11 protein-coding genes and 2 pseudogenes are annotated in these 16,584 nt (G+C 68.0%); 11 read left to right on the top strand and 2 right to left on the bottom strand.

The features are described 5' to 3' along the window. Window positions 1–460 precede the first annotated feature (460 nt). On the bottom strand, window positions 461–1,243 hold the full coding sequence (locus ACLP9N_RS36365; RefSeq protein ID WP_442411950.1) for a thioesterase II family protein: 783 nt from the start codon (window positions 1,241–1,243) through the stop codon (window positions 461–463). A 189-nt stretch (window positions 1,244–1,432) separates the two neighbouring features. Here ACLP9N_RS36365 and sepIVA point away from each other — a divergent pair, with 189 nt between their 5' ends. Genes sepIVA through mutM form a run of 4 tightly spaced genes read left to right on the top strand, consistent with a single transcriptional unit; the run spans window position 1,433 to window position 4,367 of the window. Next, window positions 1,433–2,170, top strand: a complete 738-nt coding sequence (sepIVA, locus tag ACLP9N_RS36370) for a cell division protein SepIVA (RefSeq protein WP_442411935.1) — start codon at window positions 1,433–1,435, stop codon at window positions 2,168–2,170. A 32-nt stretch (window positions 2,171–2,202) separates the two neighbouring features. Further along, a complete protein-coding gene (locus ACLP9N_RS36375) occupies window positions 2,203–2,802 on the top strand; it encodes a YceD family protein (protein WP_442411936.1) in 600 nt (199 codons plus the stop codon). After that, the gene (gene rnc, locus ACLP9N_RS36380) at window positions 2,799–3,506 is read left to right on the top strand and encodes a ribonuclease III (RefSeq protein ID WP_442411937.1); all 708 of its coding nucleotides are present in this window, start codon (window positions 2,799–2,801) and stop codon (window positions 3,504–3,506) included. The genes ACLP9N_RS36375 and rnc overlap by 4 nt, the downstream gene beginning before the upstream one ends. Beyond that, the gene (gene mutM, locus ACLP9N_RS36385; protein ID WP_442411938.1) at window positions 3,507–4,367 is read left to right on the top strand and encodes a DNA-formamidopyrimidine glycosylase; all 861 of its coding nucleotides are present in this window, start codon (window positions 3,507–3,509) and stop codon (window positions 4,365–4,367) included. Here mutM and ACLP9N_RS36390 read toward each other — a convergent pair. Continuing rightward, the gene (locus ACLP9N_RS36390) at window positions 4,364–5,986 is read right to left on the bottom strand and encodes a PE family protein (protein ID WP_442411939.1); all 1,623 of its coding nucleotides are present in this window, start codon (window positions 5,984–5,986) and stop codon (window positions 4,364–4,366) included. The two genes, mutM and ACLP9N_RS36390, sit on opposite strands and share 4 nt — an antisense overlap. Window positions 5,987–6,192: 206 nt before the next feature. Here ACLP9N_RS36390 and ACLP9N_RS36395 point away from each other — a divergent pair. From ACLP9N_RS36395 to ACLP9N_RS36425, 7 genes and pseudogenes are all read left to right on the top strand, one after another. Then, window positions 6,193–6,617, top strand: a pseudogene (locus ACLP9N_RS36395) (OsmC family protein). Beyond that, window positions 6,604–6,897 carry an acylphosphatase gene (locus ACLP9N_RS36400; RefSeq protein ID WP_442411940.1) on the top strand — a complete coding sequence of 98 codons (294 nt, stop codon included), beginning with the start codon at window positions 6,604–6,606 and terminating at the stop codon, window positions 6,895–6,897. Before ACLP9N_RS36395 ends, ACLP9N_RS36400 begins: the two are co-directional and overlap by 14 nt. A 237-nt stretch (window positions 6,898–7,134) precedes the next feature. Further along, the gene (gene smc / locus ACLP9N_RS36405) at window positions 7,135–10,746 is read left to right on the top strand and encodes a chromosome segregation protein SMC (RefSeq protein ID WP_442411941.1); all 3,612 of its coding nucleotides are present in this window, start codon (window positions 7,135–7,137) and stop codon (window positions 10,744–10,746) included. Between the two features lie 57 nt (window positions 10,747–10,803). Beyond that, window positions 10,804–12,168: pseudogene (ftsY, locus tag ACLP9N_RS36410) on the top strand (signal recognition particle-docking protein FtsY). Between the two features lie 157 nt (window positions 12,169–12,325). After that, entirely contained in the window at window positions 12,326–13,735 is a 1,410-nt protein-coding gene (locus ACLP9N_RS36415; RefSeq protein WP_442411951.1) for an ammonium transporter, read from the top strand. 2 nt (window positions 13,736–13,737) lie between these two features. Continuing rightward, window positions 13,738–14,076, top strand: coding sequence for a nitrogen regulatory protein P-II (gene glnB, locus ACLP9N_RS36420; RefSeq protein WP_442411942.1), 339 nt, complete (start codon window positions 13,738–13,740; stop codon window positions 14,074–14,076). A gap of 45 nt (window positions 14,077–14,121) precedes the next feature. After that, window positions 14,122–16,581 carry a [protein-PII] uridylyltransferase gene (locus ACLP9N_RS36425; protein WP_442411943.1) on the top strand — a complete coding sequence of 820 codons (2,460 nt, stop codon included), beginning with the start codon at window positions 14,122–14,124 and terminating at the stop codon, window positions 16,579–16,581. Window positions 16,582–16,584: the final 3 nt, after the last annotated feature.

Raw genomic sequence — 16,584 nt, forward strand, 5'->3', positions numbered from 1 at the left:
GGGCGTCTGATCGCACCAAATGAGCCCCGCTCCCCGTATTAGTTTGTCGCATGTAAGGTAAACATCTCTTGGGACGGGCGCGGGCGGTAATCGCAAAATCCATACCCTTCTCAAAGAGTACGCCCATGCTATTGCCAGGTATTGAGGCGTGTCTGCTGTGGTTGGTGTGACTTGTGATGCGTCGGTGACCGGTGTTTGTTGAGTGAGACTTGAGTCCTCGTTCTGGTACGCGGGTGCCGTCTAGTTTTGGGACCAGCGTCCCGTTGTGACGAAATACACAGCCCTTGCGGCGGCGCCGGGCCGGTGTGTGGCGGACCGGGGCAGCAGACCGGCTGGCCGCCCGGTCCGTGCGTCTGCCAGGTCCATCGAGCTGGCGGCGTTCCGTCGTGCAGCGAACTTGGGGCGCCGGGCTACCTGTGTGTTGACCGCCGTGTTTCGGTCGGCAGGACCTGCAGCGTAGCTAAGCTCGGGCGCACCACTCGAGGGTCTTGTCTTCGATGTCTGTTACCAGCCCTGACCAATTGTGGGTTAGGTAGAAATGATCCCCGTGAAATACGCGGATCGCGAACTCTGCCGTCGTTCGATCGCGCCACGGAGCCATGTCTTCTTGGCTTGCAATCCAATCCTTATCACCGATGAAAGCGTAAATTGGGCACGACACCGTCGTCTCCGGTGGGCAGTTATAGCCGGCAATGACACGAACGGCTCTCAATGTGGGTAGCACCCTGGCGCGAAATTCTTCATTCGCAAAAAAATCCGGATTCGCGCCAGTCATTCGGGCGGCGAAGTCCAACATGTCGTTGTCTGAAAAACCCTGAATTTCTTTGTATCTGATATGCCCGGGGGCTGAACAGGCCGACAGAAAGAGGGCGATTATGTGATGTCCTGCCGATTGGAATCTCAACGCTACTTCGAAAGCCAACAGTCCGCCCATGCTGTGACCAAAGAAGGCGACCGGATCGTCGGCCCGAGTCGACGGCTCCATGATCGCAAAGATTTCATCGGCGAGGGCCGGAATGCTTGCCAGCGGCGGCAGGCCATACCCGTCGCGCTGTCCGGGATACTGGACAGCGATCCGCTTTAGGCCTGTGGAAAACTCGCGGGAAAATGGGACATAGAATGCCGCGTTTCCGCCTGCATGCGGGAAAATATACAGCGTGGGCGCAGTTTCGCTGTTGTTCGAACGCCCGTTCACCGAGCCAGCATACCGTGCTCCACAGATGGGCCCACAGAACACCGGCATCGACACCACGAGTGTGAAAGAGTCCAGCCGCGGCGATACGCTGTAGCAGGTCACGTGGGTAGGAGTCCCCACGTACCTGCGGAAATGCGAAATGGGCCCGACACACCGGCCTTGCCACCACAGTCACAACCGCAACACCAGGCACACTGGTAACAACAGGAATTTGCAAGATGCCAGGAGGGTATGGCCGTGTACCGAGTCTTTGAAGCGCTGGACGAATTGGGCGCAATTGTCGAAGAAGCCCGTGGCGTGCCGATGACGGCGGGCTGTGTGGTGCCCCGCGGTGATGTGCTGGAGCTGATCGACGACATCAAAGATGCGATCCCTGGCGAGCTGGATGATGCCCAGGATGTGCTCGATGCGCGCGATTCGATGCTCCACGACGCCAAGGCACACGCCGAATCCATGGTGTCCTCGGCGACCACCGAGTCGGAGTCGATGCTGAACCATGCGCGCGCGGAGGCTGACCGGATCCTGTCCGACGCGAAAGCGCAGGCCGATCGCATGGTAAGCGAGGCGCGCCAGCACAGCGAGCGGATGGTCGGGGAGGCTCGTGAGGAGTCGATTCGCATCGCCACCGCCGCGAAGCGCGAGTACGAGGCCAGCGTTAGCCGCGCCAAATCCGAATGCGACCGGCTGATCGAAAACGGCAACATCTCCTATGAGAAGGCCGTGCAAGAGGGCATCAAGGAACAGCAGCGCCTGGTGTCGGACAACGAGGTGGTGCGGGCGGCCAACGCGGAATCCACGCGGCTCATCGACACCGCGCACGCCGAGGCCGACCGGTTGCGCGGCGAATGCGACATCTACGTCGACAACAAGCTCGCCGAGTTCGAGGAGTTTCTCAACGGCACGCTTCGTTCCGTCGGCCGCGGCCGCCACCAACTCCGGACGGGGGCCGGCACCCACGACTACGCGGTGCGTTAACCCGTCGGCCTTCGCGCCGTAGGATTTCCCCTATGACGCGGCGGCACAGCGACACGGCGCAGCAGCGACGTTCAGGTCCGACGTCGCCGATGGTGGTCGATATCACGCGGCTCGGGCGGCGCCCGGGAGCGATGGTGACCCTACGTGACACCGTGCCCAGCCCGTCGCGCATCGGAGCGGAGCTGATCGCGATCGAACCGGGAGCCCCGTTGGAGCTGGATCTGCGGGTGGAGTCGGTGTCGGAAGGCGTCCTGGTGACGGGGACGGTGGCCGCGCCCACCGTCGGGGAGTGCGCCCGTTGCCTGAACGCGATGCAGGGGCGCGTCGAAGTCGTCTTGACCGAGCTGTTCGCCTATCCGCAGAGCACGACGGAGGCGACCACCGAGGAAGGCGAGGTCGGGCACGTGGTCGACAACACCATCGACCTCGAGCAGTCCATCATCGACGCCGTCGGGCTCGAACTGCCGTTTTCGCCGGTGTGCCGATCGGATTGCCCAGGGCTGTGCCCGGAATGCGGTGTTCTGCTGGCCGCGGAGCCCGGTCATCACCACGACCTCATCGACCCGCGATGGGCGAAATTGGCCCAGATGCTCGATGACACCCCGAACGACTCATCGCGGGGTGAGCGGTGACCCAACCACGACCAGAGCTGCTCGACGCGCTCGGGGTCGACCTGCCCGACGAGTTGCTCGAGCTGGCGTTGACCCACCGCAGCTACGCCTACGAGCACGGCGGGCTACCGACCAACGAGCGCCTCGAGTTCCTCGGCGACGCCGTGCTCGGCCTGACCATCACCGACGAGCTCTTTCATCGTCATACCGACCGTTCGGAAGGGGAGTTGGCCAAACTGCGCGCCAGCGTGGTCAACACCCTGGCGCTGGCCGAGGTCGCGCGGAAACTGTCGCCGGGGGGGCTCGGCGCGCACATCTTGTTGGGGCGTGGCGAGTTGACCAGCGGGGGAGCAGGCAAGTCCAGCATCCTGGCCGACGGGATGGAATCGCTGCTGGGCGCGATTTATCTGCACGGCGGCATGGAGATGGCCCGCGAGGTGATCCTGCGGTTGTTCGGCCCGCTGCTGGACGAGGCGGCCACGCTGGGCGCCGGGCTGGACTGGAAGACCAGCCTGCAGGAGTTGACCGCGGCACGCGGCTTGGGCCCGCCCTCCTACGTCGTCACCTCCACCGGTCCCGACCACGACAAGGAATTCACCGCGATGGTGGTCGTGATGGACACCGAATACGGCTCGGGTGTGGGTCGCACCAAGAAAGAGGCCGAGCAGAAGGCCGCCTCAATGGCCTGGAATGCGCTCGACAGCGCTGGGAAAACTTCCGTTTAGATGCCCGAACTGCCCGAAGTCGAGGTGGTGCGCCGCGGCTTGCAGGCCCATGTAGCGGGCAAGACGATGACGGCGGTGCGGGTGCACCACCCCCGTGCGGTGCGCCGTCATGAGGCCGGACCCGCCGACCTGACGGCCCGGCTGCTGGGCGCACGGATCACCGGAACCGACCGCCGCGGCAAATACCTGTGGCTGCTGCTGGACATGCCGGCCGACCCGGACACCGCGCTGGTGGTGCATCTGGGTATGAGCGGACAGATGCTGCTAGGGACCGTCCCGCGCGCCGACCACGTGAGGATCTCCGCGCTGCTGGACGACGGGACCGTGCTGAGCTTCGCCGATCAGCGGACCTTCGGCGGTTGGCTCCTTGCCGACCTGGTGACGGTGGACGGCAGTGTGGTGCCGGTGCCCGTCGCCCACCTGGCGCGCGATCCGCTCGACCCGCGGTTCGATGCCGACGCGGTGGTAAAGGTTTTGCGGCGCAAGCACTCTGAGCTCAAGCGTCAGCTGCTGGATCAGACGGTGGTGTCGGGGATCGGCAACATCTACGCCGACGAGGCGCTGTGGCGGGCCAAGGTGCATGGCGCGCGGATCGCGGCCACGCTGACGCGCAAGCAGCTGGTCGCCGTGCTGGACGCCGCCGCCGACGTGATGCGCGAGGCGCTGGCCAAGGGTGGGACATCGTTCGATTCGCTGTACGTCAACGTCAACGGCGAATCGGGCTACTTCGACCGGTCGCTGGACGCCTACGGCCGCGAAGGCGAGCCCTGCCGTCGCTGCGGCGCGGTGATACGCAGGGAGAAGTTCATGAACCGTTCGTCGTTCTACTGCCCGAGGTGCCAGCCGCGGCCGCGCGGTTAGGTCTTGCCGTTCGCGCCGTCCTGGCCGGCCAGCTTGCCGCCGGATCCGCCGGTGCCGGCGCTGCCCTCCGGTGTCCCGGGCCCGGCGTTGCCGCCGCCGCCGCCATTGCCGAACAAGCCGGCGTTGCCGCCGTAACCGCCGTCGCCGCCGGCCGCTGCGATGCCCTCGCCGCCGGCGCCGCCGGCACCGGCGGAGCCAGAGAAGTCACCACCGTCGCCGCCGTTGCCGCCTTTACCGCCAGCCCCATCATGGCCGGTGCCGCCGGCCCCGCCTACCCCGCCCGTGCCCCCGAAGCTACCGCCGTCGCCGCCGGCCCCGCCGGCGCCACCGTCTCCCATGCCGCCGGAGCCGCCGGCGCCGCCTATCCCGCCGGAGCCCAAGAGTCCGGTCCTGGAGTTGCCGCCGGCGCCGCCAGCCCCGCCGGGCCCGTTGATGCCGGTGCCGCCGGTGCCGCCGGGCCCACCGTTGCCGGTGACCGAGCCGGGGCTGCCCCCTGCACCACCTGCACCGCCTTGTGTCTCGCCGGTGCCGCCTACGCCGCCACTGCCGCCCGATCCGCCGAGCGTGCCGCCAGCGCCGCCATCGCCGCCATCCCCGCCGGCTCCGATGCCGCCGGTGCCGCCGGCCCCGCCCGTGCCGCCGAAGCCGAACCGTCCGCCGCCCCCGCCGGCTCCGCCGTCACCCCCGGTGGTGCCGCCGTCGCCGCCGGCGCCGCCGGCCCCGGCAATCCCGCCGGGGGTAAATATCCCCCCGATCCCATCGGAGGCCGAGCCCCCGCTACCGCCGTTACCTCCGGTAGTGCCGCCGTACCCGCCGGCGCCGCCGATTCCGCCGTTGCCGGAGCCGAAGCGCCCGCCGGCCCCGCCGTGCCCGCCGTTCCCGCCGGTGCCGGTCTCACCTATGCCACCTGCTCCGCCCGCGCCAGCGTTAGGACCCCCGACGGGGCCGCCGGGGGAGAACAGGCCGGCGGCCCCGCCGTTCCCGCCGTTACCTCCATTAGTTGCGCCGTACCCGCCGGCGCCGCCGGAGCCACCGGCCCCGAACAGTCCGCCGTTGCCGCCGGCGCCGCCGGCGCCGCCGGTGGTGGCGCCAGATCCGCCGGCCCCGCCGGCGCCGCCGCTGCCAAACAGGCCGCCGTTTCCACCGCTCCCTCCGTTACCGCCGGTGGTTCCGCCGGATGCGCCGGACCCGCCGGCCCCGCCGTTGCCGAACAGGATGCCCCCGTCGCCGCCGTTCTCGCCGGTGCCGGGCGCGCCGTTGGCGCCGTTGCCGATCAGCGGGCGGTCCAAGAGCGCCATCGTCGGCACATTCACCGCCTTCAGCAGGGTCTGCTCGGCGTTGGCCGCCTCAGCGGACGCATAAGAGCCCGCGCCCCCGTTCAAGAGCTGCACGAATTGCTCGTGAAAGGCCGCGACCCGGGTGCTCAGTGCTTGATAGCTCTGGGCGTGTCCGGCGAATAGGGTCGCGATGGCCGTCGACACCTCGTCGGCGCCCGCGGCCAGCACTCCCGTCGTCGGGGCGGCCGCCGCCACATTGGCTTCGCTGATTGTCGAACCGATATTCGCCAAGTCCGTCGCGGCCGCCACCAGCGCTTCTGGAGCCGCGATGAGAAACGACATCTGACACCTCCGATACGTAATGTCCAATTACGTCACGAACGTCTTGAACCCCCCGGGGTCCCCCACCGCCGAATGATCGGCAGGAGCAGACCCTATCGTGACCCGAGGCAACACGTCCGCGTTTGCCAAGACTTCCGTACGTTTTCATATGAGGGCTCCGTCGGCGCAGGTGATAGGGGCCAGTAGAACCCGGTAAAAATGGACTCATGACAGAACTGTGGGTCGAACGCACCGGAACGCGCCGCTACACGGGGCATAGCTCGCGCGGTGCGCAGGTACTCGTCGGCTCCGAAGACGTCGATGGCGTGTTCACCCCCGGAGAGTTGCTCAAGATCGCGCTGGCGGCGTGCAGCGGATGTCCAGCGACCAGCCGCTGGCCCACCGGCTCGGCGACGACTACAAGGCCGTTGTCCGGGTGTCCGGTGCCGCCGACCGCGACCAGGAGATTTATCCGCTGCTGGCCGAGACGCTGGAACTCGACCTGTCGGGATTGTCGGCGGACGACAGGGAGCGGCTGGTGATCGTCGTGAACCGGGCCATCGACCTGGTCTGCACCGTGGGGCGCACCCTGAAGTCGGGCACCAAGGTCACCTTCGAGGTCGCTTCCGGGGCCAACAATGTCGGATCCTGACGTCCGGCTCACCGCCTGGGTGCACGGCAACGTCCAGGGAGTTGGTTTCCGCTGGTGGACGCGATGCCGGGCACTGGAGCAGGGCCTGACCGGTTACGCCGCCAACCAGGCCGACGGCCGCGTGCTGGTAGTGGCGCAAGGGCCGCGCTCGGCCGCCGAGAAGCTGCTGAAGCTGCTGGAAGGCGGCGCGGCCTGGCCGTCGCAGCCGGGGCGCGTCGACAAGGTCGCTGCCGAATGGTCGCATGCACACGAGCAGTTCGAAGGGTTCGTCGAGCGCTGACGGGCCCCGCCGAGTCACACCGGCCACAAGGGCACCGCCACGCTTTCTATGAAGCGAATCGCAAACGTGATATCGCCGGTGCTATCGGTTTTCAGCAGGCAACATCGCCTTCTCTCAGTGACTGATGTGACCCCTGTGGCCAATGCGTCGGGCTGGTTACATCTAGGCATATTTCGGGCGTTGCAACACCCCGCGATGCGGGTGGACGGGGCGATTTGAGCGGTAGTCTGGCAGGCCGTGTACCTCAAGAGTCTGACGCTGAAGGGCTTCAAGTCCTTCGCATCGCCGACGACTCTGCGTTTTGAGCCCGGCATCACCGCCGTCGTCGGGCCCAACGGCTCCGGCAAATCCAACGTGGTCGACGCCCTCGCGTGGGTGATGGGGGAGCAGGGCGCGAAGACGCTGCGCGGCGGAAAGATGGAAGACGTCATCTTCGCCGGCACGTCGTCGCGCGCCCCGCTGGGCCGCGCCGAAGTCACCGTCACCATCGACAATTCCGACAACGCGCTGCCGATCGAGTACTCCGAGGTCTCCATCACCCGCAGGATGTTCCGCGACGGTGCCAGCGAATACGAAATCAACGGCAGCAGTTGCCGTTTGATGGACGTTCAGGAGCTGCTGAGCGACTCCGGCATCGGCCGCGAGATGCATGTCATCGTGGGGCAGGGCAAGCTGGACGAGATCCTGCAGTCGCGGCCCGAAGACCGCCGCGCGTTCATCGAGGAAGCCGCGGGCGTGCTCAAGCACCGCAAGCGCAAAGAGAAAGCGCTGCGCAAGCTCGACGCGATGTCGGCGAACTTGGCCCGGCTCACCGATCTGACCACCGAACTGCGCCGCCAGCTCAAACCCCTGGGCCGTCAGGCCGAGGTGGCCCGTCGCGCCCAGACCATCCAGGCCGATCTGCGTGACGCCAAGCTGCGGCTGGCCGCCGACGACCTGGTCAACCGGCAGACGGAGCGCGACGCGATCCTCGAGGCCGAGACGACGATGCGCCGCGAGCATGACGACGCCGCCGCCCGGCTGGCGGTGGCCTCCGAAGAGCTGGCGGCCCACGAGGAAGCGCTGGTAGCGCTGTCGCAACGAGCCGAGTCGGTCCAGCAGACCTGGTTTCGGCTGTCCGCCCTGGCCGAGCGGGTCGGCGCCACGGTGCGCATCGCCAGCGAGCGCGCGCAGCATCTCGATCTCGAGCCGGCGGCACTCAGCGACACCGACCCCGACGCACTGGACGCCGAGGCCGAGCAGGTCGCGGCCGCCGAGCAGCAGCTGCTGGCGGAGCTGGCGGCGACGCGTAGCCGGCTGGAAACCGCCCGGGCGGAACTGGCCGACCGCGAGCGCGCGGCCGCCGAGGCCGACCGGGCCCACCTGGCGGCGGTCCGGGCCGAAGCCGACCGGCGGGAGGGTCTGGCGCGGCTGGCCGGTCAGGTGGAGACCATGCGGGCCCGCGTCGAATCGATCGACGACACCGTGGCGCGGCTGTCCGAGCGCATCGAAGACGCGGCCACGCGGGCGCAGCAGACTCGGGCGGAGTTCGAAACGGTGCAGGGCCGCGTCGGTGCACTGGATCAGGGCGAGGTCGGCCTTGACGAGCACCACGATCGGACGGTGGCCGCGCTGCGGTTGGCCGACGAGCGCGTCGCCGAACTGCAGTCCGGCGAGCGGGGCGCCGAACGCCAGGTGGCTTCGCTGCGAGCCCGCATCGATGCGCTCTCGGTGGGACTCGAGCGCAAGGACGGTGCGGCGTGGCTGACCGAAAACCGCAGTGGTACTGGGCTTTTGGGACCGATCGCGAAATTGGTCAGAGTCCGGTCGGGTTATGAGGCGGCGCTGGCCGCGGTGCTCGGGTCGGCCGCCGACGCGCTGGCCGCCGAGAGCTCGGGCGCAGCCCGCAGCGCGATCGCCGCACTGAAGGAAGCCGACGGGGGTCGCGCGGCGCTGCTGTTGAGCGACTGGCCGGCCCCCGACGAGCCCGCCCCGGCGCTGGGGCTGCCCGGCGGGGCGCTCTGGGCGCTCGACTTGGTCGAGGCACCGCACCGGCTGCGCGGCGCGATGAACGCCCTGCTTTCGGACGTCGCGGTGGTCGACACCCTGGCCGAAGCACTTGACCTGGTCGCGGCACGCCCGCACTTGCGCGCGGTCACGATGGCCGGCGATCTGGTTGGCGCCGGATGGGTGACCGGCGGTTCCGACCGCAAGCTGTCCACGCTGGAAGTCACCTCGGAGATCGACAAGGCCGGCGGCGAATTGGCCGCGGCGGAGACGCAGGTGGCTGAACTGAGCGCGGCACTGGCCGGGGCTCTGACCGAGCAGGCCGCCCGTCAGGACGCGGCCGAGCAGGCATTGGCCGCGCTCAACGAATCCGACGCCGCAATCTCGACCATGTACGAGCAGCTGGGTCGCCTCGGGCAGGACGCGCGCGCGGCCGAAGACGAGTGGAGCAGGCTGCTGCGGCAGCGCGAGGAGCTGGAAGCCGGGCGCACGTCGACCGTCGACGATGTCACCGAACTCGAAACCCGGCTCCGCAATGCGCAAGAGACCCAGCAGGTACACGCGGCCGCTCCGAGTTCCGCGGCGGCCCGGCAGCAGCTCGCCGCCGCCGCCGAAAACGCCCGCGCGGTCGAGGTGGAGGCCCTGCTGGCGGTGCGGACCGCCGAGGAACGCGCCAACGCGGTGCGTGGGCGGGCGGACTCGCTGCGCCGAGCGGCCGCCGCCGAACGCGAGGCGCGGGTGCGTGCCGCCCAAGCGCACGCCGCGCGACTGCGGGCGGCGGCGGTGGCCGCGGCCGTCGCCGAGTCCGGCCGGCTGCTGGCGTCGCGGTTGAACCGGGTGGTCGAGGCCGCCGCGCGACACCGCGATGCGATGACCGCCGAACGCCAGGAGCGGTCGGCGGCCATGACGGCCGTCCGCGACGAGACGCACGCGCTGAGCACGCGGGTGGCCACGCTCACCGATTCGCTGCACCGCGACGAGGTGGCCAACGCCCAGGCGGCGATGCGTATCGAGCAGCTCGAGCAGATGGTGCTGGAGCGGTTCGGAATGGCTCCGCCCGATTTGGTCGCCGAGTACGGTCCGCAGGTTCCGCTACCACCGACGGAGCTCGAGATGGCCGAATTCGAGCAGGCCCTGGAGCGCGGCGAGCAGGTGACCGCGCCCGCCCCGATGCCGTACGACCGGCCCACCCAGGAGCGCCGGGCGAAGCGGGCCGAGCGTGAGCTGGCCGAGCTGGGCAGGGTCAATCCGCTGGCGCTGGAGGAGTTTGCCGCGCTGGAGGAGCGCTACAACTTCCTGTCCACCCAACTGGAGGATGTCAAGGCTGCCCGCAAGGATTTGCTCGACGTCGTCGCCGACGTCGATGCCCGCATCCTGCAGGTGTTCAGCGACGCTTTCACGGACGTGGAACGCGAATTCCGTACCGTCTTCACGTCCCTGTTCCCCGGTGGCGAGGGCCGGTTGCGGCTAACCGATCCGGACGACATGCTGACCACCGGCATCGAGGTGGAGGCGCGTCCGCCCGGCAAGAAGGTCACCCGGCTGTCGTTGCTGTCCGGCGGCGAGAAGGCGCTGACGGCGGTGGCGATGCTGGTGGCGATCTTCCGGGCCCGCCCGTCGCCGTTCTACATCATGGACGAGGTGGAAGCTGCGCTCGACGACATGAACCTGGGCCGCCTGCTCGGCCTGTTCGAGCAGCTGCGCGCCCAGTCGCAGCTCATCATCATCACCCACCAGAAACCGACGATGGAAGTCGCTGACGCGCTCTACGGCGTGACCATGCAGGGTGACGGCATCACCGCGGTGATCTCGCAGCGGATGCGCGGTCAGCAGGTCGAGCAACTGGTCGGCAATCCCTCCTAGCCGTCGTAGCCTCCCCCGCGGCTCCGACCTGTGACGCGCCCCTGAAAGAATGTTGACGTGTCCCAAGGTCTTTGGATCGCCATCGCCGTTGTCGCCGCCCTCGTCATCATCGCCGCGCTCGTCTTTGGCCTGCTGCGTTACCGTCGGCGCCAGATCAGGCTGTCCCGGCCCCAGACTTCCCAGCCGTCGGCGCTGGACCGCTCCGGCGGGTACACCGCGTCGTCCGGCATCACCTTTAGCCAGGGTTCGACGGCTGTCGAGCCGGTCGACCGGATCGACACCAGCGGACTGCCGGCCGTGGGCGACGATGCGACCATCCCGCGCGACGCGCCGAAACGCACGGTCTCGGATGTACTGCTTCCCGAACCCGTAGCCGAACCTGTAGCCGAACGCGAGCCCGAACCTGTAGCCGAACCCGAACCCGAACCCGAGGCCGTCACGCCGCCGGTCGCTGAACCCCCGGTAACCCCGGCCCCCGAGATCCCGGAAATCGAGGCCATCGAGCCGCCGGAAGGCCGACTGGAGCGGCTGCGCGGGCGGCTCGCCCGGTCGCAGAATGCGCTGGGGCGCAGCGTGCTGGGTCTGCTCGGCGGCGGCGACCTGGACGAGGACTCCTGGCAGGACGTCGAGGACACCCTGCTGGTGGCGGATCTGGGTCCGGTGGCCACCGAGTCGGTGGTGTCGCAGCTGCGCGCCCGGCTGGCCAGCGACAATGTGCGGACCGAGGCCGACGCCCGCGCGGTGTTTCGCGACGTGCTGATCAAAGAGCTGCGCCCCGACATGGACCGCTCGATCCGCGCGCTGCCGCACGCCGACCATCCCTCGGTGCTGCTGGTCGTCGGTGTCAACGGCACCGGCAAAACCACCACCGTCGGAAAGCTGGCGCGGGTGTTGGTGGCCGACGGCCGGCGCGTCGTGCTCGGCGCGGCCGACACCTTCCGGGCCGCGGCCGCCGACCAGCTGCAGACCTGGGCGTCCCGGGTCGGCGCCGAGGTGGTGCGCGGGGCCGAAGGCGCCGACCCGGCATCGGTGGCATTCGACGCCGTCGACAAGGGCATCGAGCGCGGCGCGGACGTCGTGGTCATCGTCACCGCCGGGCGGCTGCACACCTAGGTCGGGCTGATGGACGAACTCGACAAAGTCAAGCGCGTGGTAACCCGGCGCGCGGCCGTCGACGAAGTTTTGCTGGTGCTCGACGCCACGATCGGGCAGAACGGGCTGGCGCAAGCCCGGGTGTTCGCCGACGTCGTCGACATCACCGGCGCGGTGCTCACCAAGCTGGACGGAACTGCCAAGGGCGGCATCGTTTTCCGCGTCCAACAAGAACTCGGGGTGCCGGTGAAGCTGGTCGGGCTGGGCGAAGGTCCCGACGACCTCGCGCCGTTCGAGCCCGAGGCGTTCGTCGACGCCCTGCTTGGCTAACGTTGCTTACACGGCGCGTGCGACGTTAATCCTGACGAAACACGCTGGCTCTATTAGCGAAACATCGATTGCGCATGGTTCTGGATCAGGTCACAGGCACACGCCTGATGGCCATGTGGGGGCCGACCGGAGGTGATAGCGAGTGAGTTTCCCGATAATGGGCCAGCCCGATACCGGCGATACCGCCTGGATGTTGGCGAGTTCCGCGCTGGTGTTGCTGATGACGCCGGGCCTGGCGTTCTTCTACGGCGGCATGGTGCGCACCAGAAGCGTGCTCAACATGCTCATGATGAGCATCAGCGCTATGGGCGTGGTGACGGTGCTGTGGGTGCTCTACGGCTACTCCATGTCGTTCGGTAACGACGAAGGCGGCATCGTCGGCAACCCAGGTGATTACTGGGGCCTGAAGGGTCTTATCGGTTCCAACGCCGTCAAAGCTGATCCGAGCAAGGCGCAGGCGGCCGTGGACATCCCGCTGGCCGGCACCATGCCCGCCACCGTGTTCGTGGCCTTCCAGCTGATGTTCGCGATCATCACCGTCGCGCTGATCTCGGGCGCCGTGGCCGACCGGCTGAAGTTCAGTGCCTGGCTGGTGTTCGCCGGGCTGTGGGCGACTTTCGTCTACTTCCCGGTCGCGCACTGGGTGTTCGCGGCCGACGGCTTCGCCTCCGAGCACGGCGGCTGGATCAACAACAAGCTGCACGCGATCGACTTCGCCGGCGGAACCGCGGTCCATATCAACTCCGGTGTGGCGGGTCTGGCCCTGGCGCTGGTGCTGGGCAAGCGTAAAGGCTGGCCCACCACGCTGTTCCGGCCGCACAACCTGCCGTTCGTGATGCTCGGCGCCGGGTTGCTGTGGTTCGGCTGGTTCGGGTTCAACGCCGGATCGGCGACCAGCTCCAACGGTTCCGCAGGCTCGACGTTCATGACCACCACGATCGCCACCGCCACGGCCATGCTGGCCTGGCTGCTCACCGAACGCATCCGGGACGGGCACGCCACCACGCTCGGCGCGGCCTCGGGCATTGTCGCCGGACTGGTGGCCATCACGCCGTCGTGCTCGTCGGTCAACGTGCTGGGCGCCCTGGTTATCGGCTTTGTGGGCGGTGTGGTGTGCGCGCTCGCGGTGGGGCTGAAGTTCAAGTTCGGCTTCGACGACTCGCTCGACGTGGTCGGTGTGCACATGATCGGTGGTTTGACAGGCACCCTGCTGGTTGGTCTGGTCGCGGCCCCGGAATCAACGGCAATTAATGGGGTGACTGGGGTTTCTAAGGGCCTGTTCTACGGCGGTGGATGGTCGCAGCTGGAGCGGCAGGCGGCCGGCGCATTCAGTGTCCTCTTCTACTCCTTCTTCGTTACGCTTACCCTGGCTTTCATCCTGAAGTACACCATCGGGCTGAGGCTGAGTGCCGAGGACGAGGCCGGCGGCATCGACGAGTCGGAGCACGCAGAAAGTGCGTACGAATTCGCAGTTATCGGGGCCTCGGCTATTCCGCACCGCGTCAGCGCGGAGGAAAGCCCTAACGGACTGGACGCGCGAGCGGGCGAGAAAGTGGAGGCAGAGTAGTCATGAAGCTGGTCACCGCGATCGTGAAGCCGTTCACCCTCGATGATGTCAAGACCAGCCTTGAAGAAGCTGGCGTCCTCGGGATGACGGTCAGCGAAATTCAGGGCTATGGACGGCAGAAGGGCCACACCGAGGTGTACCGGGGTGCTGAGTACTCGGTCGACTTCGTGCCGAAGGTTCGTATCGAGGTGGTTGTCGACGATTCCATCGTCGACAAGGTCGTGGACAGCATCGTCCGGTCGGCGCGCACCGGCAAGATCGGCGACGGCAAAGTCTGGGTCACCCCGGTAGAGACCATTGTGCGGGTACGCACCGGTGAACGCGGAACCGATGCGCTATGACAGTAGCCGCAGATTGCTGATCCGACGTGGACGGGCCGGGAGGGTATGAAACCCGCCCGGCCCGACCCATCTGGAGCGGCGGTAAGTGCTTGCTCAACAAGCGATTTGGCCGCCAGCCGCAGAGCGCTGCTGTCAGACGCGAATCGTGAACTAGACGCCGCCGCGCTGCGTGAAGCATTGCTGGACCTGCACGAGTCCTGGCTGAAGGCCAAGGCGGTCGAGATCGGGATCACCGACGGCAGCGGCTTCGCGATCGTCGGGAACGGCGGGCTGGGCCGCCGCGAGATGCTGCCGTACTCCGATCTGGATCTGCTGCTGTTGCACGACGGCAAGGACCCCGAGGTGCTGGCCGATGTCGCGGATCGGCTGTGGTATCCGTTGTGGGATGCCAACATTCGGCTCGACCACAGCGTCCGAACGGTGAGCGAGGCGGTGGGCATCGCCGGCTCGGATATGACGGCCGCTCTGGGCTTGCTAGAAGCGCGCCACATCGCCGGCGAGGAGGCGCTGTCCAGCGAGCTGATCGATGGGGTGCGGCGGCAGTGGCGCACCGGAATTCGGTCCCGGATAGATGAACTCGTCGAGATGACACAGGCCCGTTGGCGGCGCTGCGGCCGGATCTTCAACCGCGCCGAGCCCGATCTCAAGTCGGGCCGCGGCGGCTTGCGTGACGTTCAACTGCTGGACGCGCTGGCGATCGCCCAGCTCATTGACCGCCACGGCATCGGCAACCCGGACATGCCGGCGGGTTCCCTGGACAGCGCGCACCTCACGTTGCTTGACGTGCGCACCGAACTGCACCGGGTGTCGGGCCGCGGGCGCGATCAACTGCTTGCCCAGTTCGGCGATGAGATCAGCGCCGTCTTGGGGGTCGGCGACCGATTCGCCCTGGCGCGCATGCTGTCCAACGCCGGGCGCACCATCAGTTACCACTCGGAAGCCGGGCTTCGGACCGCCGTCAACGCCCTGCCGCGGCGCGGGCTGACGGCCATGGTGCGGCGGCCGAAGCGCCGACCGCTCGACGAGGGTGTCGTCGAGTATGCCGGAGAAATCGTGCTCGCCCTCGACGCCAAGCCCGAACGCGATCCTGGCCTGGTGCTGCGCGTGGCCGCCGCGTCGGCCGAGACCGGCTTGCCCATCGGCTCTGCCACGCTGAGTCGGCTGGCCGCCACCGTGCCAGACCTGCCGACCCCCTGGCCGAAGGAGTCGTTGGACGACCTGCTGGTCGTCCTGTTGGCCGGGCCCGCCACGGTGAACGTGATCGAAACGCTGGACCGCACCGGGCTGTGGGGCCGACTGCTGCCGGAATGGGACGCGGTCCGCGACCTGCCGCCGCGCGACGTGTCGCACAAGTGGACGGTGGACCGCCACACCGTCGAGACCGCCGTCAACGCCGCGCCGCTGACCACCCACGTGGCGCGATCGGACCTGTTGGCGATCGGTGCGCTGCTGCACGACATCGGCAAGGGGCGGGGGATCGATCACTGCGTGCTCGGAGCTGACCTGGTGATCCCGATCGCCGAGCGGCTGGGGTTGCCTGCGCCGGACGTCGACACGATCTCCAACATGGTCCGCCACCACCTCCTGCTGCCCGTCACGGCAACCCGAAGCGACCTGAACGACCCCAAAGTCATCGAATCCGTGTCCGAAGCTCTGGGCGGGGATGCGCAACTGCTTGAACTACTGCACGCGCTGGCTGAGGCGGATTCCAAAGCCACGGGCCCGGGGGTGTGGAGCGACTGGAAGGCCTCCCTGGTGGCCGACCTGGTGCGCCGCTGCCGGATGCTGATGGCGGGTGAGCCACTGCCGAAGGCCGAACCGACCACGCCCCACTATCTTTCGTTGGCGGCCGACCACGGGGTGCACGTGGAGATCAACCCGGCCGAGGGCGAGCGCTTCCACGTGGTGATGCTCGCTCCGGACGCGCCGGGGCTGACGTCGAAAGCCGCTGCCGTGCTGGCGTTGAACTTCCTGCGCATTCATTCGGCGACGGTCAACATTCACGAGGGCGTCGCGATCACCGAATTCGTGGTGTCACCGACGTTCGGTTCCCCGCCCGAAGCCGGCCTGCTGCGTCAGGTTTTCGTGGGCGCTCTCAACGGCGTCGACGTCCTCGACACGCTGGAGAAGCGGGATAGCGACGCAAGCAGTTCGGCGCAGTCCCGGGCCGGGGAGGTGCAGTTCGGCGCGCCGCTGACCCGTTCGACCGCCCCGCCCCGCATCCTGTGGCTCGACGCGGACACGTCGGGCCAGCTGATCTTCGAGGTGCGCGCCATGGACCGGTTGGGTCTGCTCGCTTTGCTGGCCCAGGCGCTGGAGCGTGCGGGAGCCGACATCGAGTGGGCCAAGGTCAACACGTTCGGATCGACGGCGGCCGACGTGTTCTGTGTGACAGTGCCTTCCGAGTCCGACACGGCCGAGGTGCGGGGCGTCGTCGAGCAACAGCTCTTGGCCGTGCTGGGTGTGCCCGCGGAGGTCGTTGTCGGCGCGCCTGTCGGCGATTAGGTC

The organism is Mycobacterium sp., from assembly GCF_052144515.1.
Taxonomy (GTDB): Bacteria; Actinomycetota; Actinomycetes; order Mycobacteriales; family Mycobacteriaceae; genus Mycobacterium.